The organism is Streptomyces sp. CNT372, from assembly GCF_000377145.1.
The window spans coordinates 144,217-166,363 of the sequence record NZ_KB897784.1 but is presented as its reverse complement, the minus strand read 5'-3'; the positions used below and the strand labels follow the sequence as shown (position 1 = coordinate 166,363).

The 22,147-nt window shown below is 72.2% G+C and carries 16 protein-coding genes; 8 read left to right on the top strand and 8 right to left on the bottom strand.

The genetic code is table 11. The features are described 5' to 3' along the window. Positions 1 to 115 precede the first annotated feature (115 nt). Positions 116 to 1,345: a cysteine--1-D-myo-inosityl 2-amino-2-deoxy-alpha-D-glucopyranoside ligase gene (gene mshC / locus C593_RS0119645; protein ID WP_018849015.1), complete on the top strand. Its 1,230-nt coding sequence runs from the start codon at positions 116 to 118 to the stop codon at positions 1,343 to 1,345. 201 nt (positions 1,346 to 1,546) lie between these two features. Here the strand turns inward: mshC and C593_RS30025 are convergent, their stop codons facing one another. The 5 genes from C593_RS30025 to C593_RS0119620 all read right to left on the bottom strand — a co-directional run bounded on the left by C593_RS30025 (position 1,547) and on the right by C593_RS0119620 (position 8,198). After that, the gene (locus C593_RS30025; protein WP_018849014.1) at positions 1,547 to 2,755 is read right to left on the bottom strand and encodes a PAC2 family protein; all 1,209 of its coding nucleotides are present in this window, start codon (positions 2,753 to 2,755) and stop codon (positions 1,547 to 1,549) included. Between the two features lie 199 nt (positions 2,756 to 2,954). Then, positions 2,955 to 4,574 (bottom strand): glycerol-3-phosphate dehydrogenase/oxidase, encoded by a 1,620-nt coding sequence (locus C593_RS0119635; protein ID WP_018849013.1) that lies wholly within the window; start codon positions 4,572 to 4,574, stop codon positions 2,955 to 2,957. A 16-nt stretch (positions 4,575 to 4,590) separates the two neighbouring features. Continuing rightward, entirely contained in the window at positions 4,591 to 6,138 is a 1,548-nt protein-coding gene (gene glpK, locus C593_RS0119630) for a glycerol kinase GlpK (RefSeq protein WP_018849012.1), read from the bottom strand. A 52-nt stretch (positions 6,139 to 6,190) separates the two neighbouring features. Further along, on the bottom strand, positions 6,191 to 6,985 hold the full coding sequence (locus C593_RS0119625; RefSeq protein ID WP_018849011.1) for an MIP/aquaporin family protein: 795 nt from the start codon (positions 6,983 to 6,985) through the stop codon (positions 6,191 to 6,193). A 448-nt stretch (positions 6,986 to 7,433) separates the two neighbouring features. Further along, positions 7,434 to 8,198 carry an IclR family transcriptional regulator gene (locus C593_RS0119620; protein ID WP_018849010.1) on the bottom strand — a complete coding sequence of 255 codons (765 nt, stop codon included), beginning with the start codon at positions 8,196 to 8,198 and terminating at the stop codon, positions 7,434 to 7,436. Between the two features lie 338 nt (positions 8,199 to 8,536). Between C593_RS0119620 and metH the strand changes: the two genes are divergently transcribed. The 4 genes from metH (at position 8,537) to C593_RS0119600 (ending at position 16,760) form a co-directional block, all read left to right on the top strand. After that, a complete protein-coding gene (gene metH / locus C593_RS0119615; RefSeq protein WP_018849009.1) occupies positions 8,537 to 12,049 on the top strand; it encodes a methionine synthase in 3,513 nt (1,170 codons plus the stop codon). A 199-nt stretch (positions 12,050 to 12,248) separates the two neighbouring features. After that, positions 12,249 to 12,950 carry an HAD family hydrolase gene (locus tag C593_RS0119610; protein ID WP_018849008.1) on the top strand — a complete coding sequence of 234 codons (702 nt, stop codon included), beginning with the start codon at positions 12,249 to 12,251 and terminating at the stop codon, positions 12,948 to 12,950. Positions 12,951 to 13,460: 510 nt separating this feature from the next. Beyond that, complete coding sequence (locus tag C593_RS0119605) at positions 13,461 to 15,062, top strand: ABC transporter substrate-binding protein (protein WP_018849007.1); 1,602 nt, start codon at positions 13,461 to 13,463, stop codon at positions 15,060 to 15,062. Between the two features lie 114 nt (positions 15,063 to 15,176). Continuing rightward, on the top strand, positions 15,177 to 16,760 hold the full coding sequence (locus C593_RS0119600) for an ABC transporter substrate-binding protein (RefSeq protein ID WP_018849006.1): 1,584 nt from the start codon (positions 15,177 to 15,179) through the stop codon (positions 16,758 to 16,760). Positions 16,761 to 16,853: 93 nt separating this feature from the next. On the opposite strand, the gene C593_RS0119595 is transcribed toward C593_RS0119600, so the two are convergent. Both C593_RS0119595 and C593_RS0119590 read right to left on the bottom strand, forming a co-directional pair. Continuing rightward, positions 16,854 to 17,525: a response regulator transcription factor gene (locus C593_RS0119595; protein WP_018849005.1), complete on the bottom strand. Its 672-nt coding sequence runs from the start codon at positions 17,523 to 17,525 to the stop codon at positions 16,854 to 16,856. A 13-nt stretch (positions 17,526 to 17,538) separates the two neighbouring features. After that, positions 17,539 to 18,345, bottom strand: coding sequence for a PD-(D/E)XK nuclease family protein (locus tag C593_RS0119590; RefSeq protein WP_018849004.1), 807 nt, complete (start codon positions 18,343 to 18,345; stop codon positions 17,539 to 17,541). Positions 18,346 to 18,717: 372 nt separating this feature from the next. On the opposite strand from C593_RS0119590, the gene C593_RS0119585 reads away from it, so the two are divergent. From C593_RS0119585 to C593_RS0119575, 3 genes are all read left to right on the top strand, one after another. Further along, positions 18,718 to 20,025, top strand: a complete 1,308-nt coding sequence (locus tag C593_RS0119585; protein ID WP_018849003.1) for a site-2 protease family protein — start codon at positions 18,718 to 18,720, stop codon at positions 20,023 to 20,025. A 54-nt stretch (positions 20,026 to 20,079) separates the two neighbouring features. Then, complete coding sequence (locus tag C593_RS0119580) at positions 20,080 to 20,967, top strand: tRNA (adenine-N1)-methyltransferase (RefSeq protein WP_018849002.1); 888 nt, start codon at positions 20,080 to 20,082, stop codon at positions 20,965 to 20,967. Positions 20,968 to 21,178: 211 nt separating this feature from the next. Next, on the top strand, positions 21,179 to 21,763 hold the full coding sequence (locus C593_RS0119575; protein ID WP_018849001.1) for a hypothetical protein: 585 nt from the start codon (positions 21,179 to 21,181) through the stop codon (positions 21,761 to 21,763). A gap of 4 nt (positions 21,764 to 21,767) precedes the next feature. Here the strand turns inward: C593_RS0119575 and C593_RS0119570 are convergent, their stop codons facing one another. After that, positions 21,768 to 22,079, bottom strand: coding sequence for a ferredoxin (locus C593_RS0119570; RefSeq protein WP_018849000.1), 312 nt, complete (start codon positions 22,077 to 22,079; stop codon positions 21,768 to 21,770). Positions 22,080 to 22,147: the final 68 nt, after the last annotated feature.

The following is a 22,147-nucleotide window of genomic DNA, read 5'->3' as shown; positions in this document are numbered from 1 at the left end:
TCCCCGGCACCCCGCGCTGCCAGGCACAACGTGCCCCGGAGCGCAAGAGTGCCCAACCGGCCAACCGCACGGATCCGGTTCGTATCCGGAACCGGCGTCCGGTTAGGCTCGACGCATGCATGCCTGGCCCGCTTCCGAGGTCCCCGCCCTGCCCGGCAAGGGCCGCGACCTCAGGATCCACGACACCGCGACCGGTTCTCCCGTGACCCTCGACCCCGGTCCCGTCGCCCGTATCTACGTGTGCGGCATCACGCCGTACGACGCCACCCACCTGGGACACGCGGCGACCTACAACGCGTTCGACCTCGTGCAGCGCGTGTGGCTCGACACCAAGCGGCAGGTCCACTACGTCCAGAACGTGACGGACGTCGACGACCCCCTGCTCGAACGCGCGATCCGCGACGGGCACGACTGGGCCGACCTCGCCGAGCGGGAAACGGCCCTGTTCCGTGAGGACATGACCGCCCTGCGGATGCTCCCCCCGAAGCACTACATCGGCGCGGTGGAGGCGATACCCGGCATCGTCCCCCTCGTCGAACGGCTCCGGGACGCGGGTGCCGCCTACGAGCTGGAGGGCGACGTCTACTTCTCCGTCGAGGCGGACCCCCACTTCGGGGAGGTCTCCCACCTGGACGCGGAGGCGATGCGGCTGCTCTCCGCCGAGCGCGGCGGCGACCCCGAGCGCCCCGGCAAGAAGAACCCCCTCGACCCGATGCTCTGGATGGCCGCCCGCGAGGGCGAGCCCAGCTGGGACGGCGGCAGCCTCGGCCGCGGCCGGCCGGGCTGGCACATCGAGTGCGTCGCCATCGCCCTGGACCACCTGGGAATGGGCTTCGACGTGCAGGGCGGCGGCTCCGACCTGGTCTTCCCCCACCACGAGATGGGCGCCTCGCACGCCCAGGCCCTCACCGGCGAGCACCCCTTCGCCACGGCGTACGTCCACGCCGGCATGGTCGGCCTGAACGGCGAGAAGATGTCCAAGTCCAAGGGCAACCTGGTCTTCGTCTCCGCGCTGCGCCGCGAAGGCGTCGATCCGGCCGCGATCCGGCTCGCGCTCCTCTCGCACCACTACCGGGCCGACTGGGAGTGGACCGACACCGTGCTGCGGGAGGCCGTGGAGCGCCTCGCCCGCTGGCGCGCGGCGGTCTCCCGGCCGGACGGCCCGCCGGCGGACGCTCTGCTGGACGAGATCCGCGAGGCCCTCGCCGACGACCTGAACGCCCCCGCCGCACTCGCGGCCGTCGACCGCTGGGCGGAGCGGCAGCAGTCCGGGGGCGGCACGGACGAGGGCGCGCCCGGTCTGGTCTCCCGTTCGGTCGACGCGCTGCTGGGTGTGGCGCTCTGACGGCCCGTTCGCGTCCCTGAGCCCGGGCTCCGGGCGGGGCCCAGAGCCAGGCGCCCCGCCCGGAGCCCGGGCACGGCGGAGGGCGGCACCCGCGAGGCCGCCCCTCCGCCGTGATCCGGCTGACGGCGCGGGCACGACGAAGGGGGCGGCACCCGGCACGGGTGCCGCCCCCTTCGCCTGCGCACGTGGTGGCGCGGGCGGTCACTTCTCCCGGGGGTCGTCCTCGTCCGCGGCCTCGGACCGGCCGGTGCCGGTGTCCGCCGAGGTCTCGGTACCGCCCGTGCCCGCCCCGGTACCGGTGTCCGGTCCGGGGGCCGACGCCGCGTCCGGCGTCTCCCGGGCGGGCCCGTCGGCGGCCGGGCCGCCGGCCTGCGCGGGGTCGTCGCCGTCGCCCCGGCCCGTCTGCGGGCTCGGACCCGCGCCCTCCGCGTCGGCCCCGGTGTCCGGCCCGCTCTCGGGCCGGGACGGCATCGGCGGGCGGGTGCGGCCACCGGTGGCGGTGTCCCGCAGATAGGAGCTGCCCTCGCCGCCGTCCGTCGCGTGCCCGCCCGGGCCGCCGGGCCCGGTGCCGCCGTCCCGCCGGCGCAGATAGCGCTCGAACTCGCGGGCGATCGCCTCGCCGGACGCCTCCGGGAGGTCCGCCGTGTCGCGGGCCTCCTCCAGCGTCTGCACGTACTCGGCCACCTCGCTGTCCTCGGCGGCCAGTTGGTCCACCCCCAGCTGCCACGCCCGTGCGTCCTCGGGGAGTTCGCCGAGCGGGATGCGCAGATCGATCAGGTCCTCCAGGCGGTTGAGCAGCGCCAGGGTGGCCTTGGGGTTGGGCGGCTGGGAGACGTAGTGCGGGACGGCGGCCCAGAGGCTGACCGCGGGCACACCCGCGTGGGTGCACGCCTCCTGGAGGATGCCGACGATGCCGGTCGGCCCCTCGTAGCGGGTCTCCTCCAGGTCCATGGTGCGGGCGAGCTCGGGGTCGGAGGTGATGCCGCTGACCGGGACGGGCCGGGTGTGCGGGGTGTCGCCGAGCAGCGCGCCCAGGATGACCACCATCTCGACGCCCAGCTCATGGGCGAAGCCCAGGATCTCGTTGCAGAACGAGCGCCAGCGCATGGACGGTTCGATGCCCCGGACGAGTACCAGGTCACGCGGCTTGCCGCCGCCGATCCGGACCACGGACAGCCGGGTGGTGGGCCAGACGATCTTCCGCACGGTCCCGTCCAGGTACACCGTGGGCCGGTTGACCTGGAAGTCGTAGTAGTCCTCGGCGTCGAGCGCCGCGAAGACCTCGCCCTTCCACTCCCTGTCCAGGTGCGCGACCGCCGTGGACGCGGCGTCGCCGGCGTCGTTCCAGCCCTCGAACGCGGCCACCATGACCGGGTCGATCAGCTCGGGAACCCCCTCGAGCTCGATCACCCAGGCCTCCTTCCGAAGTTCCCTCTCGTACCGCCCCAACCTTACGGCTTTCCGGGTACCCCGCCGCAGCCCTCTTGCACAGCGGGGTGAACTTCCGGCCCGCGGGGAACCGGCCCGGCGACGGGTGCGGGGCGGCCCCTGCCGGAGCCGCCCCGCACCCGCCCGCCGGCGGCGGACGCACCCGTCGCCGGGGAACGCGTCAGCGCGCCCGGAGCATCTCCTCCACGCGGCCGCGGATCTCGTCCGTCGCCAGGCCCCGGATGGTGAGCGTGGTGCGGCGGCGCAGCACGTCGTCCGCGGTCTCGGCCCACTCGTGGTCGCGGGCGTAGGCGACCTGGGCCCAGATCTCGGGTGCGTCGGGGTGGACGCGCTCGGCCAGGGCCGGGTCCTCGGTCGCCAGGCGGGCGATGTCGAACGACAGGGAGCCGTAGTGCGTCGCCAGGTGCCGGGCGGTGTCGGCGGCCATCCGGGGGCCGGGGGTGCCGCCGTCCACCAGGAGCCGGTGGGCCACCGCGTTCGGGTTGGCGATACCGGGCAGCGGGAGCTTCTTCGGCAGCCGGGCGATGGGCTCCATGTCCTCGGCCAGCGGACGGCCCGGGAGCGCCGCCAGCTTGTTCATGATGGTGCGTCCGATGTGCCGGAAGGTGGTCCACTTGCCGCCGGCCACCGACAGCATCCCGCCGCGGCCCTCGGTGACCACGGTCTCCCGCTTGGCCTTCGAGGTGTCGCCCGGGCCGCCGGGCAGCACCCGCAGACCGGCGAAGGAGTAGGTGATCAGGTCCCGGGAGAGCTGCTGGTCGCGGATGGAGAACGCGGCCTCGTCCAGGATCTGCGCGGTGTCCTTCTCGGTCACCGCCACGTCCGCCGGGTCGCCCTCGAACTCCTCGTCCGTGGTGCCGAGCAGGAGCATGTCCTCCCAGGGCAGGGCGAAGGTGATCCGGTACTTGTCGATCGGGGTGGCGAGCGCCGCCTTCCACGGGGAGGTGCGCTTGAGGACCAGGTGGGCGCCCTTGGACAGCCGGATCGACGGGGCCGCGCCCGCGTCCTCCATCCGGCGCAGGTGGTCCACCCACGGTCCGGTGGCGTTGAGCACCAGGCGGGCGTCCACGCCGAACTCGGCGCCGTCCGTGCGGTCCTTCAGCTCCGCGCCGGTGACCCGGCCGCGGGTGAAGCGCAGTCCGGTGACCTCGGCGTGGTTGAGGACGGTGGCGCCCGCCTCGACGGCCGCGCGGACCGTCATCAGGGCCATGCGGGCGTCGTTCATCTGGTCGTCGCCGTAGACCGCGACGGCCTTGAGGTTGTCGGTGCGCAGCTCGGGCACGTCGGCCGCGGCCTTCGCCGGGCTCAGCAGGTGGCCGACGCCGTCGCCGAAGGCGGAGAGCGCCGAGTAGGCGAAGACGCCGGCGCCCAGCTTGGCCGCGCCGTGCGGGCCGCCCTTGTAGACGGGGAGGTAGAAGGTGAGCGGGTTCGCCAGGTGCGGCGCCACCTGGCGGGAGACCGCGCGCCGCTCGAAGTGGTTCTCCGCGACCAGCTTCACCGCGCCGGTCTGCAGGTAGCGCAGACCGCCGTGGAGGAGCTTGGAAGAAGCCGAGGAGGTGGCGCCGGCGAAGTCGCCGGCGTCCACCAGGGCCACCCGCAGCCCGGACTGAGCGGCGTGCCAGGCGGTGGAGATGCCCAGGATGCCGCCGCCGATCACCAGGAGGTCGTACGTCGCCGTGGAGAGCTGCTCCCGGGTCTCGGCGCGGCTCGCCGCCTTGAAGGAGGACACCGAGCCGGATGCCGGGTACGCCCCGGAGGGGGCGCTCTGCAGGGTGGTCATTGTCAGCTGCTCCTCGTCAGTTTTCCTCGTCGTCGAGCCAGCCCATGGTCCGTTCCACGGCCTTGAGCCAGTTCTTGTACTCGCGCTCACGCTGTTCGGCGTCCATGCGCGGGGTCCACTCGGCGGCCCGGCGCCAGTTGGCGCGCAGGGCGTCGGTGTCGGGCCAGAAGCCGACGGCCAGGCCGGCGGCGTAGGCGGCGCCGAGGCAGGTCGTCTCGGCGACCATCGGGCGCACCACGGGGGCGTCCAGGAAGTCCGAGAGGGTCTGCATCAGCAGGTTGTTGGAGGTCATGCCGCCGTCGACCTTGAGCGCGGTCAGCTCGACGCCGGAGTCCTTGGTCATGGCGTCGGTGATCTCGCGGGTCTGCCAGGCGGTGGCCTCCAGGACGGCGCGGGCGATGTGCGCCTTGGTGACGTACCGGGTCAGGCCGGCGATCACACCGCGGGCGTCGGAGCGCCAGTACGGGGCGAACAGGCCGGAGAACGCCGGGACGAAGTACGCGCCGCCGTTGTCCTCGACCGAGAGCGCGAGGGTCTCGATCTCGGCGGCGGAGTTGATGAGGCCCATCTGGTCGCGCATCCACTGCACCAGCGAGCCGGTGACGGCGATGGAGCCTTCCAGGGCGTAGACGGCCTTCTGGTCGCCGATGCGGTAACCGACCGTGGTGAGCAGGCCGTTGTAGGAGTTCACCGGCGTCTCACCGGTGTTCATCAGCATGAAGGTGCCGGTGCCGTAGGTGGACTTGGCCTCGCCCTTGGCGAAACAGGTCTGGCCGAAGAGGGCGGCCTGCTGGTCGCCGAGGGCGGAGGCGACCGGGACGCCGTCGAGGACGCCGCCCTTGGCGAGCCCGTAGACCTCGGCGGAGGACCGGATCTCGGGCAGGATCGCGGCGGGGACCTCCATGGAGGTGAGGATCTTGTCGTCCCACTCCATGGTGTGCAGGTTCATCAGCATGGTGCGGGAGGCGTTGGTGACGTCGGTGACGTGGACGCCGCCGTCGGTGCCGCCGGTCAGGTTCCAGATGACCCAGGAGTCCATGGTGCCGAAGAGGATCTCGCCGCGCTCGGCGCGCTCGCGCAGGCCCTCGACGTTGTCCAGCAGCCAGCGGGCCTTGGGGCCGGCGAAGTAGGAGGCCAGCGGGAGCCCGGTCTCGCGGCGGAAGCGGTCCTGGCCGACGTTGCGGCCCAGCTCCTTGCAGAGGGCGTCGGTGCGGGTGTCCTGCCAGACGATGGCGTTGTGGACGGGCTCACCGGTGTTCTTGTCCCAGAGCAGCGTGGTCTCGCGCTGGTTGGTGATGCCGATGGCCTTGACGTCGGCGGCGGTGATGCCGGCCTTCTCGATCGCGCCCGCCACGACCTCCTGGACGTTGGTCCAGATCTCGGCGGCGTCGTGCTCGACCCAGCCCGGCTTGGGGAAGATCTGCTCGTGCTCCTTCTGGTCGACGGAGACGATCCGGCCGTCCTTGTCGAAGACGATGCAGCGGCTGGAGGTGGTGCCCTGGTCGATGGCGGCGATGAACGGACCGCTGCCGTGGGACGAGGTGGTGGTGTGTGCGTCGGTCACGGTGTGCTCCTGCTCGGTGTCGTGGTGCCGGGATCGTGCGTGCTGCTGGATGTCAGGCGAACGCGAGGTTGTAGATACCCGCTGCGAGGGCCGCACCGATCAGCGGTCCGGCGACGGGAATCCACGCGTAGCTCCAGTCGGAGCCGCCCTTGTTCGGCAGGGGGAGCAGGGCGTGCACGATGCGCGGGCCGAGGTCGCGCGCGGGGTTGATGGCGTAGCCCGTGGGGCCGCCGAGCGAGAGGCCGATACCGACGACGACCAGGGCGACCATGAGCCCGCCGACCGGGCCGAGGCCCTTTCCGCTCTCGTTGAGGCCCTGCGTGAGGACGGCGAGGACGAGCACCAGGGTGCCGATGATCTCGGTCGTGAGGTTCTGCCAGACGTTGCGGATCTCCGGTCCGGTGGAGAAGACGCCGAGGACCGGGCCGGCCTGGGCCGAGCTCTCGTCGTGCGGGCCCTCGATGGCCTTCTCGTCGACCGGCTCACGGATGACCTCGCGGTCGGTGAGGTGGGCGTGGAACTGGCCGTAGTAGGCGAGCCAGACCAGGGTCGCGCCGATCATGGCGCCGAGCAGCTGGCCCGCGACGTAGACCGGGACGTTGCCCCAGTCGTTGTCCTTGATCGCGATACCGAGGGTGACGGCAGGGTTGAGATGGGCGCCGGAGAGCGCGCCGGTCGTGTAGACGGCGGTCATGACCGCGAAGCCCCACCCGAAGGTGATGGCCAGCCAGCCGGCGTTCTGCGCCTTGGAGCGCTTGAGCACGACGGCGGCGACGACGCCGCCACCGAGCAGGATGAGCAGGGCGGTACCTATGGTCTCGCCGATGAAGATGTCGGAGCTGGACACCCGCGACTCCTTTGTCCTTCGTCCAGGGGAAGGCGAACCCCGGGTCCCTCCGGTGGTCCGCGCCCTCAGGTGAGAGCGATGGTCGGCCCTTGGCGTTGTCACACTCTAGCGCTTATTGCCGTTTGGTGTTCGACAATGCCGACCGATGAACGGCAGTTTTGTCCTGGGTGAAGACTGCGTCAAGAGGTGTGGTGTCGAAAATCGGATCGTTATCCGATGATGCGCCCGACCGGCCGGGGGCGCCCGTCCATGGGCGGCGCCCACCAGGCCGCGACGGGCCCGGGCGCGGCGGCCGGGGGCGCCCGGCCCGGTCCCGGCCCCGGGCGCACCGCGGCCCCGGTGGCGCGCGGAGGCGCGACCGGGGCCGCGGCAGGGGGCGTGGCGGGTCGGCGGCGGCCCCCGGAGGGCCGGAGGTGGACCGGGCGGGGCCCGTGGCGGCCCCGGATGGTCAGAAGCGGCTCGCGCCCAGGTCGCGGGAGACCGCGCGGGCGCAGTCGCGCACCGCGGCGACCAGCTCCGAGCGCAGCTCCCCGCCGTCGCACACCCGCTCCACCGCACCGGTCACGGCCACCGCGCCGACGGGCATCCGCCGCCGGTCGTGGATCGGCGCCGCCACGGAGGCCACGCCCTCCCAGGTCTCCTCCACGTCCGCCGCCCAGCCCTTGGCACGGGTCAGGTCCAGCACCGACTCGAAGGCGTCCAGGTCGGTCACGGTCGCCGGGGTGAACGCCTTCCGCTCGACCTCCACCGCCTCGGTGTGCGCCACCGGGTCGTAGGCCGCCAGCACCTTGCCCAGGGCCGTGGAGTGCAGCGGCTGCATGGCGCCGACCTCCAGCACCTGGCGGCTGTCGTCCGGCCGGAAGACGTGGTGCACGACGAGCACGCCGTGCTGGTGCAGAACGCCCAGGTGCACGCTCTCGCCGCTGGAGCGCGCCAGGTCGTCCGTCCACACCAGGGCCCGGGCGCGCAGCTCGTGCACGTCGAGGTAGCTGTTGCCCAGGCGCAGCAGCTCCGCGCCGAGCTGGTAGCGGCCGGAGGCGGGGTCCTGCTCGACGAAGCCCTCGGCCTGGAGGGTGCGCAGGATCCCGTGGGCCGTGCCCTTGGCCAGGTCCAGTGAGGAGGCGATGTCCGACAGGCCCAGCCGGCGCTCGCCGCCCGCGAGGAGGCGCAGCATCGCGGCCGCCCGCTCCAGTGACTGGATGTTCTTCGCCATCGGATCGGCCCTTCTCCACTGCTGTTCGAGCGGGGTACGACGAGCAAGGTGCGCCAAGCGGTCCATCGGCTCCCGGCCGGTGGACGGGGCCGGCGGGCGCGGCGGAGGTCCCCCGCAGGGGGTTCGGCAATGCTGAACACTATCGGTCGATGCCGACCTTTGCTGCGGCGATGCGAGTATCCCCCGGAGGGCCGCGTCACGGAAACCCGCACGCACTCCACCGTCCGGCCCGCAAGACACGAGGACGCCGCGAGGGCACCCACGGCTACCCTGGCTCCGTGCGCCCTCCCCATCGGGGGCGCAAAGCCGACAGCCGTCGCATCCCAGGGAGCTCATCCATGGCCTCGTCGCCGACCCCGTCCCCCGACAGCCGGACCCGTATCGAAGCGCTCCGCGAGGCGCTGGCCACCCGGGTGGTGGTCGCCGACGGCGCGATGGGCACCATGCTCCAGGCGCAGGACCCCACGATGGAGGACTTCCAGCAGCTGGAGGGCTGCAACGAGGTCCTCAACGTGACTCGCCCCGACATCGTCCGCTCGGTCCACAGCGCCTACTTCGAGGTCGGCGTCGACTGCGTCGAGACCAACACCTTCGGCGCCAACCACGCGGCCCTCGGCGAGTACGACATCCCCGAACGCGTCTTCGAACTCTCCGAGTCCGGCGCCCGGATCGCCCGCGCGACCGCCGACGAGTTCACCGCCGCCACCGGACAGCAGCGCTGGGTGCTCGGCTCCATCGGCCCCGGCACCAAGCTGCCCACCCTCGGCCACGCGCCCTACACCGTGCTGCGCGACGCCTACCAGCAGAACGCCGAGGGCCTGATCGCGGGCGGCGCCGACGCCCTCCTCGTCGAGACCACCCAGGACCTCCTCCAGACCAAGGCCGCCATCCTCGGCTCCCGGCGGGCCCTGGAGGCCACCGGCACCAATCTCCCGATCATCTGCTCGGTCACCGTCGAGACCACCGGCACCATGCTCCTCGGCTCCGAGATCGGCGCCGCGCTCACCGCGCTGGAGCCCCTCGGCATCGACATGATCGGCCTCAACTGCGCCACCGGTCCGGCCGAGATGAGCGAGCACCTGCGCTACCTCGCCCGCCACTCCCGCGTGCCGCTCTCCTGCATGCCCAACGCGGGCCTGCCCGTCCTCGGCAAGGACGGTGCCCACTACCCGCTGACCGCCCCGGAACTCGCCGACGCCCAGGAGACCTTCGTCCGCGACTACGGGCTCTCCCTCGTCGGCGGCTGCTGCGGCACCACCCCCGAGCACCTGCGCCAGGTCGTCGAGCGGGTCCGGGACCTCGCCCCCGCCGCCCGCGAGCCGCGCCCCGAGCCGGGCGCCGCCTCCCTCTACCAGACGGTCCCGTTCCGCCAGGACACCTCCTACATGGCCATCGGCGAGCGCACCAACGCCAACGGCTCCAAGAAGTTCCGCGAGGCCATGCTCGACGGCCGCTGGGACGACTGCGTGGAGATGGCCCGGGACCAGATCCGCGAGGGCGCGCACATGCTGGACCTCTGCGTCGACTACGTCGGCCGGGACGGCGTGGCCGACATGGACGAGCTGGCCGCCCGCTTCGCCACCGCCTGCACCCTGCCCATCGTGCTGGACTCCACCGAGGTCGGCGTCATCCGCGCCGGCCTGGAGCGTCTCGGCGGCCGTGCCGTCATCAACTCCGTCAACTACGAGGACGGCGACGGCCCCGAGTCCCGCTTCGCCCAGGTCACCCGTCTGGCCCAGGAGCACGGCGCCGCGCTGATCGCCCTGACCATCGACGAGGAGGGCCAGGCCCGCACCGTCGAGAACAAGGTCGCCATCGCGGAACGGCTGATCGAGGACCTGACGGGCAACTGGGGCATCCGCGAGCCGGACATCCTCATCGACACCCTGACCTTCACCATCTGCACCGGTCAGGAGGAGTCCCGCAAGGACGGCATCGCCACCATCGAGGCGATCCGCGAACTCAAGCGCCGCCACCCGGACGTGCAGACCACGCTCGGCCTGTCGAACATCTCCTTCGGCCTCAACCCGGCGGCCCGGATCCTGCTCAACTCCGTCTTCCTGGACGAGTGCGTCAAGGCCGGCCTGGACTCGGCCATCGTGCACGCCTCCAAGATCCTCCCCATCGCCCGCTTCGACGAGGAGCAGGTCACCACCGCCCTGGACCTGATCTACGACCGCCGGTCCGAGGGCTACGACCCCCTCCAGAAGCTGATGGCCCTCTTCGAGGGCGCCACCGCGAAGTCCATGAAGGCGGGCAAGGCCGAGGAACTGGCCGCGCTGCCCCTGGAGGAGCGCCTCAAGCGCCGCATCATCGACGGCGAGAAGAACGGCCTGGAGGCCGACCTCGAAGCGGCCCTGGAGACCCGCTCGGCCCTCGACATCGTCAACGAGACCCTGCTCGACGGCATGAAGGTCGTCGGCGAGCTGTTCGGCTCCGGGCAGATGCAGCTCCCCTTCGTCCTCCAGTCCGCCGAGGTCATGAAGAACGCGGTCGCCCATCTGGAACCGCACATGGAGAAGACCGACGAGGCCGGCAAGGGCACCATCGTCCTCGCCACCGTCCGTGGCGACGTCCACGACATCGGCAAGAACCTCGTCGACATCATCCTGTCCAACAACGGCTACAACGTGGTCAACCTGGGCATCAAGCAGCCGGTCTCCGCGATCCTGGAGGCCGCCCAGGACCACAAGGCCGATGTCATCGGCATGTCCGGCCTGCTGGTCAAGTCCACGGTGATCATGAAGGAGAACCTGGAGGAGCTGAACCAGCGCAAGCTGGCGGCCGACTACCCGGTCATCCTCGGCGGCGCCGCCCTGACCCGCGCCTACGTCGAGCAGGACCTCCACGAGATCTACGAGGGCGAGGTCCGCTACGCCCGGGACGCCTTCGAGGGCCTGCGCCTGATGGACGCCCTGATCGCCGTCAAGCGCGGCGTCCCCGGAGCGACCCTGCCGGAGCTCAAGCAGCGCCGGGTGCGGCCCACCGCCAACGCGGTCGTCGAGGAGCGCCCCGAGGAGGGCCCCGCCCGCTCCGACGTGGCCACCGACAACCCGATCCCCGCGCCGCCGTTCTGGGGCACCCGCGTGATCAAGGGCATCCAGCTCAAGGAGTACGCCTCCTGGCTCGACGAGGGCGCCCTCTTCAAGGGGCAGTGGGGCCTCAAGCAGAACCGCGCGGGCGACGGGCCGAGCTACGAGGAACTGGTCGAGACCGAGGGCCGCCCCCGGCTGCGCGGCTGGCTGGACCGTCTGCACACCGACAACATGCTGGAGGCGGCCGTCGTCTACGGCTACTTCCCGTGCGTCTCCAAGGGCGACGACCTGATCCTGCTCGGCGAGGACGGCTCGGAGCGCACCCGGTTCTCCTTCCCGCGCCAGCGCCGGGGCCGCCGCCTGTGCCTGGCGGACTTCTTCCGGCCCGAGGAGTCGGGCGAGACGGACGTGGTCGGGCTCCAGGTGGTCACCGTCGGCTCCCGGATCGGCGAGGAGACCGCCAAGCTCTTCGAGTCCGACTCCTACCGCGACTACCTGGAGCTGCACGGCCTCTCGGTGCAGCTCGCCGAGGCGATGGCCGAGTACTGGCACGCCCGGGTCCGGGCCGAGCTGGGCTTCGGCGGGGAGGACCCGGCGGAGGTGGAGGACATGTTCGCCCTCAAGTACCGCGGCGCCCGGTTCTCCCTCGGCTACGGCGCGTGCCCGGACCTGGAGGACCGTGCCAAGATCGCCGAGCTGCTGGAGCCGGAACGGATCGGGGTCCAGCTCTCGGAGGAGTTCCAGCTCCACCCCGAGCAGTCCACCGACGCCATCGTGATCCACCACCCCGAGGCGAAGTACTTCAACGCGCGCTGAGCCCGGCCGGGGCGCGCAGGCCGTACACCTCCGGGCGCGCCCCGCCGGTCCGCGCCGGGGCGCGCCCGGAGGTATATCGGGGCACATTGATCGCGGCAGTCGTACACTGGTCGGTCCATGCAGGCCGGTCACCTGTCACCGCGGCACCGTCGCGGGCGAAGGGGTGGCCGGCCTTCTCGTCCCTTCCGGAGGTGTGCCCATGACCAGCACGGTCCCCGCGTCCCTGCCCCTGACGGCTGGGGGAGCAGCCCTGCAGGCCGTCTTCCTGGACATGGACGGCACCCTCGTCGACACCGAGGGCTTCTGGTGGGACGCCGAGGTCGCGGTCTTCGCCGACCTGGGGCACCGGCTGAAGGAGGAGTGGCGGGACGTGGTGGTCGGCGGGCCGATGGCCCGCAGCGCCGGCTATCTGATCGAGGCCACGGGCGCGGACATCTCCCTCGCCGAGCTGAGCGCGCTGCTCAACGACAAGTTCGAGGAGCGGATCGCCCGGGGCGTGCCGCTGATGCCGGGCGCCGAGCGGCTGCTCGCCGAGCTGGCCCGCCACAACGTCCCCACCGCGCTGGTCTCCGCCTCGCACCGGCGGATCATCGACCGGGTGCTCGACTCCCTGGGCCCGCACCGCTTCACCCTGTCGGTCGCGGGCGACGAGGTCGAGCGGACCAAGCCGCACCCCGACCCCTATCTGCTGGCCGCCCGGGGGATCGGCGCCGAGCCGGTGCGCTGTGCGGTGATCGAGGACACGGCGACCGGGGTGGCGTCCGCCGAGGCCGCCGGCTGCCGGGTGGTCGCGGTGCCGTCGGTCGCGCCGATCCAGCCCGCCGCGGGCCGAATCGTCGTTCAGTCCCTGGAGGAAATCGACCTGCGTTTTCTGCGCACCCTGATCACCTCACCGCACTGACGGGCGGGGCCGGTCGTCTCTCTGTCCCGGGGCGGAACTCAGCGCGCCGGGGCATGTATTTTCCGTGACCATCCACCTTGCCCAGCGGTAATCACCGGCGCGTTTCCCGGCGTGAGCTTCGTCACTGCGCGTACAGCCGCCCGGGGGTCGGCGGCGGCCTCCCGGGTGCCCGGCGACCGGTGTCCGGGGCTCCCGGGCGTCCGATTTGCCTGAGGAGCGGATGAAACCTCCGGGGTCGGAGTGCCTACGCGCAGGCATAGGTGATCACTCAGCGATTACGGCCCAACTCGGGCCCGTTCACGCTTTCCTGGCACCGCCGACTAATCTCGTCGCGAGAACTCCGCCGCCACGCCACGGTGTTCCGCCGACCCATCAGGACGACGGAAACACCTGGATCGATCGCTCTTGTGTCCCCGGCCCGATCGCACCGCCCAGACCGGGCGGAAGCGGCGCAGTGACGTGCCACACGCTGGAGTACCAGTGCCGGATGGATGAGGGAGAACGTCCACGATGAACCGCAAGACCCTGGTGCCGCTGGCCGTCACCGGCCTGCTCGCCCCCGTCCTCGTCGCATGCGGCAGCACGGACGGCGCCTCGGGCGGCGGTGACGCCATCGTCGTGGGCACCACGGACCAGTTCGTCGCGAGCGCCGATTCCCCCGCCCCGCTGGACCCCGCCTACGCCTACGACACCGGCACCTGGAACGTCCTGCGCCAGACCGTCCAGACCCTGATGCGCTCCCCGCGCGGCGGCGGCGAGCCCGTCCCGGACGCGGCCGAGTCCTGTTCGTTCACCGACAACGCCAGCGAGAGCTACCGCTGCAAGCTGCGCGACGGCCTCACCTTCGCCGACGGCACCCCGGTGACCGCCGAGGACGTCGTCTTCTCCATCCAGCGGGTCCTCGACATCGACGGCGACAACGGCACCGCCGCCCTGCTGTCGAACATCGACACCATGGAGACCAAGGGCGAGGACGAGGTGATCTTCCACCTCTCCACCCCGGACGCGACCTTCCCCTACAAGCTGTCGACGCCGGTGGCCGCCATCGTCAGCCCCGGGAAGTACGACGGCAGGAAGCTCCGCTCGGGCTTCGAGGTCGACGGCAGCGGCCCCTACACGATGAAGGCCGAGACCGACGGGGACCGGGTCAGCAAGATCGTCTTCACCCGGAACGAGAAGTACAAGGGCGGGGTCAAGCTCCGCAACGACCGGATCGAGCTGCGCTCCTTCGCCGACTCCGGGTCCATGGGCACCGCCCTGGAGGCCGGTGACATCGACATGATGACCCGCGCGATGTCCCCCGAGCAGATCCGGGAGCTGTCCGACAGCCCCAAGGAGGGCATCAAGCTCACCGAGGTCCCCGGCCTGGAGATCCGCTACCTCGCCTTCAACACCGCCGACTCCACGGTCAAGAGCAAGGCCGTCCGCCAGGCCATGGCCGCCGTCGTCGACCGCGGCGCGATCGCCGGACAGGTCTACGGCTCCACCGCCGAGCCGCTGTACTCGCTCATCCCGAAGAGCATCGCCGCGCACACCAACTCGTTCTACAACAAGTACGGCGATCCCGACCGCAAGAAGGCGGCCGGCATCCTCGCCCAGGCGGGCATCGACACCCCGGTCGAGCTGGAGCTGAACTACACCACCGACCACTACGGCGAGGGCACCGCCAAGGAGTTCGAGGCGCTGCGCGACCAGCTCAACGCCACCAAGCTCTTCGACGTGCGCGTCAAGGGCACCGAGTGGTCCGAGTTCCGCCCCGCCCAGAAGCGCGGCGAGTACGCCGTCTACGGCCTCGGCTGGTTCCCCGACTTCCCGGACCCGGACAACTACACCGCCCCCTTCCTCGACAAGGGCAACTTCCTCAACACGCCGTACGTGAGCCAGGAGGCCCGCGGCCTCATCCCGCAGTCCCGGCGCGAGGCCGACCGCACCGCCGCCTCCCCGGCCTTCCGGCGGATCCAGGACATCGTCGCCGACGAGGTCCCCTTCCTCCCGCTGTGGCAGGGCAAGCAGTACGTCGCCGCGCGCGAGGACGTCACCGGTGTCGAGTGGGCCCTCAACACCAGTTCCGACCTGCAGTTGTGGGAGCTGGCCCGCGGCAGCAGCTCCTGACCGGGCGCCCAGCCCGCCCGCGGCCGTCCCGGCCGGTTCATGTGAACCGGCCGGCTCCCGAGAACCGGCCGGCCACCCGTACCGGCCGGCTCCCGAGAAACAGAGGCACGTCCTGTGAAGGCTCTACTCACGAAGGGCGCGGCGCCCCTCGCCGCCGCCCTCTCCACGGCTCTGCTCGCCGGCTGCGGCACCGACCAGGGTGGCGGGGGCGGCGGTGACGGCGTCGTCGTCGGCATGTCCGACCAGGTCCTCGCCACCGACCCCGCGGACGGCTACGACCCCGGATCGTGGCTGCTCTTCAACAACGTCTTCCAGTCCCTGCTGAGCTTCCCCAAGGGCAGCACCACCCCGCGCCCCGACGCCGCCGAGGCCTGCGGCTTCGAGGGCAGCGGCAGCACCGTCTACCGCTGCGTCCTGCGCGACGGCCTCACCTTCAGCAACGGCAACAAGCTGACCTCGAAGGACGTCAAGTTCTCCTTCGAGCGGGCCCTGAAGATCGACAGCGACACCGGTCCGGTGCCGCTGCTCACCACCATCGACCGCATCGAGACCCCGGACGAGCGGACCGTCGTCTTCCGCCTGACCGCCCCCGACGCCACGTTCCCCAGCAAGATAGCCTCGGGCGCCGGCTCGATCGTCGACCACCGCGAGTACGAGGACGGAAAGCTGCGCACCGACGGCGAGGCCGTCGGCTCGGGCCCGTACAAGCTCGACTCCTTCAGCGAGGAGCGCGCCGTCTTCTCGGTCAACCCCGAGTACAAGGGCGACGCCGAGCCCCGCAACGGCGGCGTCACACTGACCTTCTTCGACGGCGACCAGAAGGCCCTCGCCGCCGCCCTCAGGAAGGGCGAGGTCGACATCGCCTACCGCGGTCTCACCGCGAAGGACGTCGCCGACCTCCAGAACGCCGGCTCCTCGGGCGAGGAGCGGATCTCGGTCGTCGAGGGCACCAGCGCCGAGGTCCAGCACCTGGTCTTCAACATGGACCACCCCGTCGCCGGCAAGCTCGCCGTCCGCCGCGCCTTCGCCCAGCTCGTCGACCGCGACGCCCTGGTCAGGGACGTCCACCGGGCGACCGCCAGCTCGCTCTACTCGATCGTCCCGGCGGGCATCGCCACCCACAACACCGCCTTCTTCGACCGCTACGGCGGCAGCCCCCAGCCCGACGAGGCCCGCAAGGAACTGCGCGAGGCCGGCATCACCGAGCCCGTCGAACTGACCCTCTGGTCCACCCCCAGCCGCTACGGCCCGGCCACCGACCAGACCCTGCGCGCCGTCGCCGCCCAGCTCAACAAGAGCGGCCTCTTCCGCGCCACCGTCGAGTCGGTCCCCTTCGACACGTACGAGAAGGACATCCAGGCCGGGAAGTACGGCGTCTACGTCAAGGGCTGGGTGCCCGACTACCCGGACCCCGACAACTTCACCCAGCCGTTCTTCGGCCCGGACAACGTCCTCGCCAACAACTACGAGAACAAGAAGATCACCGGGGACATCATCCCCGGGACCTCGGCGGTGACCGACCGCGCCGCCACCGAGGGCGCCTTCGGCGAGCTCCAGGACCTCGTGGCCGAGGACGTGCCCGTCCTCCCGCTGTGGCAGGGCAAGCAGTACGCCGTCGCCCGGGGGAACGTCACGGGTCTGGAGTGGACCCTCGACGCGTCGACGGTCTTCCGCTTCTGGGAGATCAAGAAGGGCTGACCGGTCCCGGCACCGACCGCCGGCACGACGAACGGGACGGCCCCCGGAGCTCCGGGGGCCGTCCCGTATCGGTTCCGCGCCGCCGGGCCGGGCTCACTGCGCCCCGGGACGCACCAGCCCGCTCTCGTAGGCGTAGACCGCGGCCTGCACCCGGTCCCGCAGACCCAGCTTCGTCAGCACATGGCCCACATGCGTCTTGACCGTGGTCTCGCTGACGAACAGGTCCGCCGCGATCTCCGCGTTCGACAGGCCCCGCGCCACCAGCTTCAGGACCTCCACCTCGCGCTCGGTCAGCGTGTTCAGCGCGTCCGGGACGGGCTCCTCGCCCGAGGGCAGATGGTCGGCGTACTTGTCCAGCAGGCGGCGGGTGACGCTCGGCGCGAGCATCGCCTCACCGGCCGCGACCACCCGGATCGCCTGCACCAGCTCGGTCGCCGGGGCGTCCTTGAGCAGGAAGCCGCTGGCCCCCGCGCGCAGCGCCTCCACCACGTACTCGTCCAGGTCGAAGGTGGTCAGCACCAGCACCTTCGCCGGGCCGTCCCGGCCAGGGCCGGTGATCTGCCGGGTCGCCTCGACGCCGTCCATCCGCGGCATGCGGATGTCCATCAGCACCACATCGGGCTGGAGGGCCCGCACCTGGTCGAGGGCCTGGAGGCCGTCCCCGGCCTCGCCGACCACCGCGAGATCCGGCTCCGCCTCCAGGATCATGCGGAAACCGGTGCGCAGCAGCGGCTGGTCGTCGACCAGCAGGACGCGGATAGCCACAGGGAGTCCTCCTTCAGACCGGGCCCATTCTGCCCTGGCCATCCTCCGCCGACGCGGCCGGGGAGACGCTCAGCGGATAGACCGGGGGAGTCCCGCCGAACTCGGGACAGAACTCCTGGTGGTCGCACCAGCCGCACAGCTTCGTCCGCCGGGGCCGCCAGTCGCCCGTGCGGGTCGCCAGCTCGATCGCCTCCCAGAGGGCGAGCAGCTTGCGCTCCATGCGCTCCAGGTCGGCCATCACCGGGTCGTACGTCAGCACATCGCCGCTGCCCAGGTAGACGAGCTGGAGGCGGCGCGGCAGCACGCCCTTCAGCCGCCACACCACCAGGGCGTAGAAGGTCATCTGGAACAGGGCGCCCTCGTTGTACTCGGGGCGCGGCGCCTTGCCCGTCTTGTAGTCGACGATCCGCACCTCGCCCGTCGGCGCCACGTCCACCCGGTCGATGACCCCGCGCAGCCGCAGCCCGGAGTCCAGCTCGGCCTCGACGAACAGCTCCCGCTCGGCCGGCTCCAGCCGCGTCGGGTCCTCCAGCGAGAACCAGCGCTCCACCAGCCGCTCCGCCTCACCGAGCCAGCGCGCCAGCCGCTCGCCCTCCGCGTCGTCCGCGAACAGCCCGGCCAGCTCCGGGCGCGACGTCAGCAGCCGGTCCCACTGGCCGGGCACCAGCGAACGGGCCCGCGGGGCGGTGCGCTCGGCCGCCGGGGCGTCGAACAGCCGCTCAAGGACCGCGTGCACCAGGGTGCCGCGGGTGGCCGCCTCGCTCGGCTTCTCGGGCAGCCGGTCGATCACCCGGAAGCGGTACAGCAGCGGGCACTGCATGAAGTCACTCGCCCGCGACGGCGACAACGACGAAGGCGGCGCCGCCACCCGCCCGCCCGCGCCCGGTGCCTCACCGGGCCGGTCTCCGTCCGCACCTCGTCCGCCCCCGTCCGTGCCGGACGCCGCCCCCGCCGCCGGCGACGCGCCGCTCTGTGCGGGGACGGCGGCGGCAGGGGCCCCCGCCGCCGCAGGGGGCCCGGCGGCGGCCCCGCCGCGGGGTCCGTCGGGGGACGGCTGACTCGTACTCATGACGTAAGACCCTACGGCCCGCCACCGACAGCCGTCGGCATACCATCGACGGCAGACCCCCCGGACCGGCATGCTCGAACGAGCGGAACCGGTCCGCAAGATCCTCGGCGACGAAGGGACCCCGTGAACGAGGACGACACGAGCGGCGAGCGCGAGCGGCCGCGGTCCGAAGCGGGCGGCACCCCCGGGAAGGACAGCACCCCGGAGACCCGGGGCACGGAGAAGGAGGGGGCGGCCACCGGCAAGGACACCGCGACCCCCGACCCCCACCGCTCCGCACCCGGCGGCGGCCTCCTCATGGGCCGCCCCTTCGGCGTGCCCGTCTACGTCGCCCCCAGCTGGTTCGTCGTCGCCGCCCTCATCACCTGGATCTTCGGCGGCCAGCTCGACCGCGTGCTCCCCGAACTCGGCGGCGCCCGCTACCTCGTCTCCCTCTTCTTCGCCGTCGCCTTCTACGCCTCCGTCCTCGTCCACGAACTGGCCCACACCGTCGCCGCGCTCCGCTTCAAGCTGCCCGTGCGCCGCATCCAGCTCCAGTTCTTCGGCGGGGTCTCCGAGATCGAGAAGGAGACCGAGACGCCCGGCCGCGAGTTCGTCCTCGCCTTCGTCGGACCGCTGCTCTCCCTCGTCCTCGCAGGGGTCTTCTACCTCGCCATGGCCGCCGTGGAGCCCGGCACCGTCCCCGGCGTCCTGCTCGCCGGCCTGATGATCTCCAACCTGATCGTCGCCGCCTTCAACCTGTTGCCCGGCCTGCCGCTCGACGGCGGCCGGATGCTCCGCGCGGTCGTCTGGAAGCTCAGCGGCAAGCCCATGACCGGCACCATCGCCGCGGCCTGGGTCGGCCGCGCCCTCGCCGTCGCCGTCCTCATCGGCCTCCCGCTGCTCACCCACACCGGCGCCCTCGGCAACGCCACCGAGGACATCGGCGGCATGGAGACGGTGATGGACGCCCTCCTCGCCGCGATCCTCGCCGCCATCATCTGGACCGGCGCCGGGAACAGCCTGCGGATGGCACGCCTCCGCGAGCACCTGCCCGGACTCGCCGCCCGCGCCCTCACCCGCCGCGCCGTCCCCGTCGAGCCCGACACGCCCCTCTCCGAGGCCCTGCGCCGGGCCAACGAGGCCGGCGCCCGCGCCCTCGTCGTCGTCGACGGCCAGGGCGACCCGACCGCCCTCGTCCGCGAGGCCGCCATCGTCGGCGTCCCCGAGCACCGGCGCCCCTGGGTCGCCGTGGGCACCCTCGCGCAGGACCTCACCGACGGCATGCGCGTCCCCGCCGAACTCGCCGGCGAGGCCCTTCTCGACCGGCTGCGCGCCAGCCCCGCCACCGAGTACCTGGTCGTCGAGGAGACCGGCGCGATCTACGGCGTCCTCTCCACCGCCGACGTGGAACGCGCCTTCGTCCAGGCCATGGCCCGTCCCGCGGGCTGACCCGGGGCCCGGAGGGCGTCCCGGGGCGCCGGAACGAGCCGGTACTCTGGTCACATGTCCGAACCGACCGGTGCCGCCCGCCGTCGCGGGCCCTTCAAGGTCGGGGACCAGGTCCAGCTCACCGACCCCAAGGGACGCCACTACACGTTCACGCTCGAGGCCGGGAAGAACTTCCACACCCACAAGGGTTCCTTCCCCCACGACGAGCTGATCGGCGCTCCCGAGGGCAGTGTTGTCCGTACCACGGGAAACGTCGCCTACCTTGCGCTGCGCCCCCTGCTCCCCGACTACGTCCTGTCCATGCCCCGCGGCGCCGCCGTGGTCTACCCCAAGGACGCGGGGCAGATCCTCGCCTTCGCCGACATCTTCCCCGGCGCGCGCGTCGTCGAGGCGGGCGTCGGCTCGGGCTCGCTGAGCGCCTTCCTGCTGCGGGCCATCGGCGACCAGGGGATGCTCCACTCCTACGAGCGCCGCGAGGACTTCGCCGAGATCGCCCGCGCCAACGTCGAGCGCTACTTCGGCGAGCCGCACCCCGCCTGGCAGCTCACCGTGGGCGACCTCCAGGACAACCTCACCGACGCCGACGTGGACCGGGTCATCCTGGACATGCTCGCCCCCTGGGAGTGCCTGGACGCGGTCTCCAAGGCCCTCGTCCCCGGCGGCATCCTCTGCTGCTACGTGGCCACCACGACCCAGCTCGCGCGCACCGTCGAGTCCATCCGGGAGATGGGCTGCTTCGCCGAGCCGCAGCCCTGGGAGTCGATGATCCGCAACTGGCACGTCGAGGGACTGGCCGTCCGTCCGGACCACCGGATGATCGGCCACACCGGCTTCCTCGTCACCGCCCGCCGGCTCGCCGACGGCGTGGAGCCGCCCATGCGCCGCCGCCGCCCCGCCAAGGGCGCCTACGGCGAGGACTACGAAGGCCCCAACAAGGGCTGATACCCCGCCCGGGGTGCCGACCGAACAACGCACCGGCGCCGCCGCCGAGTTCCCGCCGCCGCGCGGGGAACTCGGCGGCGGCGCCGTCGTCTTGACCGGGCGGCGCACACCGCCCCGTACCGATTGCGCACCCCCCTGTTCCCCGGGCGTGTGACGTGTGGCACGATGCTGGCCACTCCCACCGAGCACGACCCCTCAGGAGACAGCCGGCGTGCCACCTTCCGTCGTCCCGGACCTCGCGCACACCCACGCCCGCCCGGTGCACTGGCTGCTGACGGCGACGGCGATGGCGGCGGTCGTCGCGGCCGCTGCACTCCTCCAGCCGGAAGCCGCCACCGCGACCCAGAAGGCCCCCGGGAAGCCCCCGGCCGAGGCCCCCGCGGCCGCACCCGCTCCGGCGCCCGACCCGGCCCGCGCGGAGCTTCCCCTGGACTGCGGCGGGCTCGACAGCGTGATCACCCAGCGGGCCACCGGCGATCTGGACGGCGACCGCAACCCCGAGACCGTGGTGGCCGCCCGCTGCGACGCCGGCTCCGGCACCCCGCCGCACGGCGTCTACGTCATAGCCGCCGGACGCGACGGCACGCCCCGGACCGTGGCCACCCTCCTGTACCCGGCCCAGAAGAACAGCGTCGGCGAGCTGACCGTCGGCGACCGGGCCGTCACCGCGACCCTGCTCGGCTACTCCTCGCCCGACGTCCCGAGCTGCTGCCCCGACCTGCGCGAGCGGGCCGAATGGCGCTGGCAGGACGGGAAGTTCGTGCGGAGCCCCGCCGCCGAAGCGCTGGGTGTGTGATCCGTCACTCCGCGTCGGGGCCGTAGACCTCGACCTTGTCCGAAACGCGGCGTACATGGATGCAGTCGCCCGGGCACTCCTTGGCCGAGTCGACCACGTCCGTCAGCAGCGGCAGCGGCACCGGGGTCGTCGCGCCGGGGTCCTGGAGCAGCTCGTCGTCCCCGGACTTCACGTACGCCAGGCCGTCGATGTCCAGCTCGAACACCTCGGGCGCGTACTGCGCGCAGATGCCGTCGCCGGTGCACAGGTCCTGGTCGATCCAGACCTCCAGCGCCTCGGCGGCGCCATCGGTGGGAACCTCGTCCTGCACGGTCATATCTCCTGCCGTTTCCTTCGTCGGCCCCGCGGAACGAAGCAAGTCGCGCCAGCTCTGACGGGTGTTGA

Bases quoted from the DNA above. Each gene is read 5' to 3' on its own strand.
- mshC (WP_018849015.1), top strand. From the start codon at position 116: ATGCATGCCTGGCCCGCTTCCGAGGTCCCCGCCCTGCCCGGCAAGGGC.
- C593_RS0119635 (WP_018849013.1), bottom strand. From the start codon at position 4,574: ATGACCACCCTGCAGAGCGCCCCCTCCGGGGCGTACCCGGCATCCGGC.
- C593_RS0119620 (WP_018849010.1), bottom strand. From the start codon at position 8,198: ATGGCGAAGAACATCCAGTCACTGGAGCGGGCGGCCGCGATGCTGCGC.
- metH (WP_018849009.1), top strand. From the start codon at position 8,537: ATGGCCTCGTCGCCGACCCCGTCCCCCGACAGCCGGACCCGTATCGAA.
- C593_RS0119610 (WP_018849008.1), top strand. From the start codon at position 12,249: ATGACCAGCACGGTCCCCGCGTCCCTGCCCCTGACGGCTGGGGGAGCA.
- C593_RS0119605 (WP_018849007.1), top strand. From the start codon at position 13,461: ATGAACCGCAAGACCCTGGTGCCGCTGGCCGTCACCGGCCTGCTCGCC.
- C593_RS0119590 (WP_018849004.1), bottom strand. From the start codon at position 18,345: ATGCAGTGCCCGCTGCTGTACCGCTTCCGGGTGATCGACCGGCTGCCC.
- C593_RS0119580 (WP_018849002.1), top strand. From the start codon at position 20,080: ATGTCCGAACCGACCGGTGCCGCCCGCCGTCGCGGGCCCTTCAAGGTC.
- C593_RS0119570 (WP_018849000.1), bottom strand. From the start codon at position 22,079: ATGACCGTGCAGGACGAGGTTCCCACCGATGGCGCCGCCGAGGCGCTG.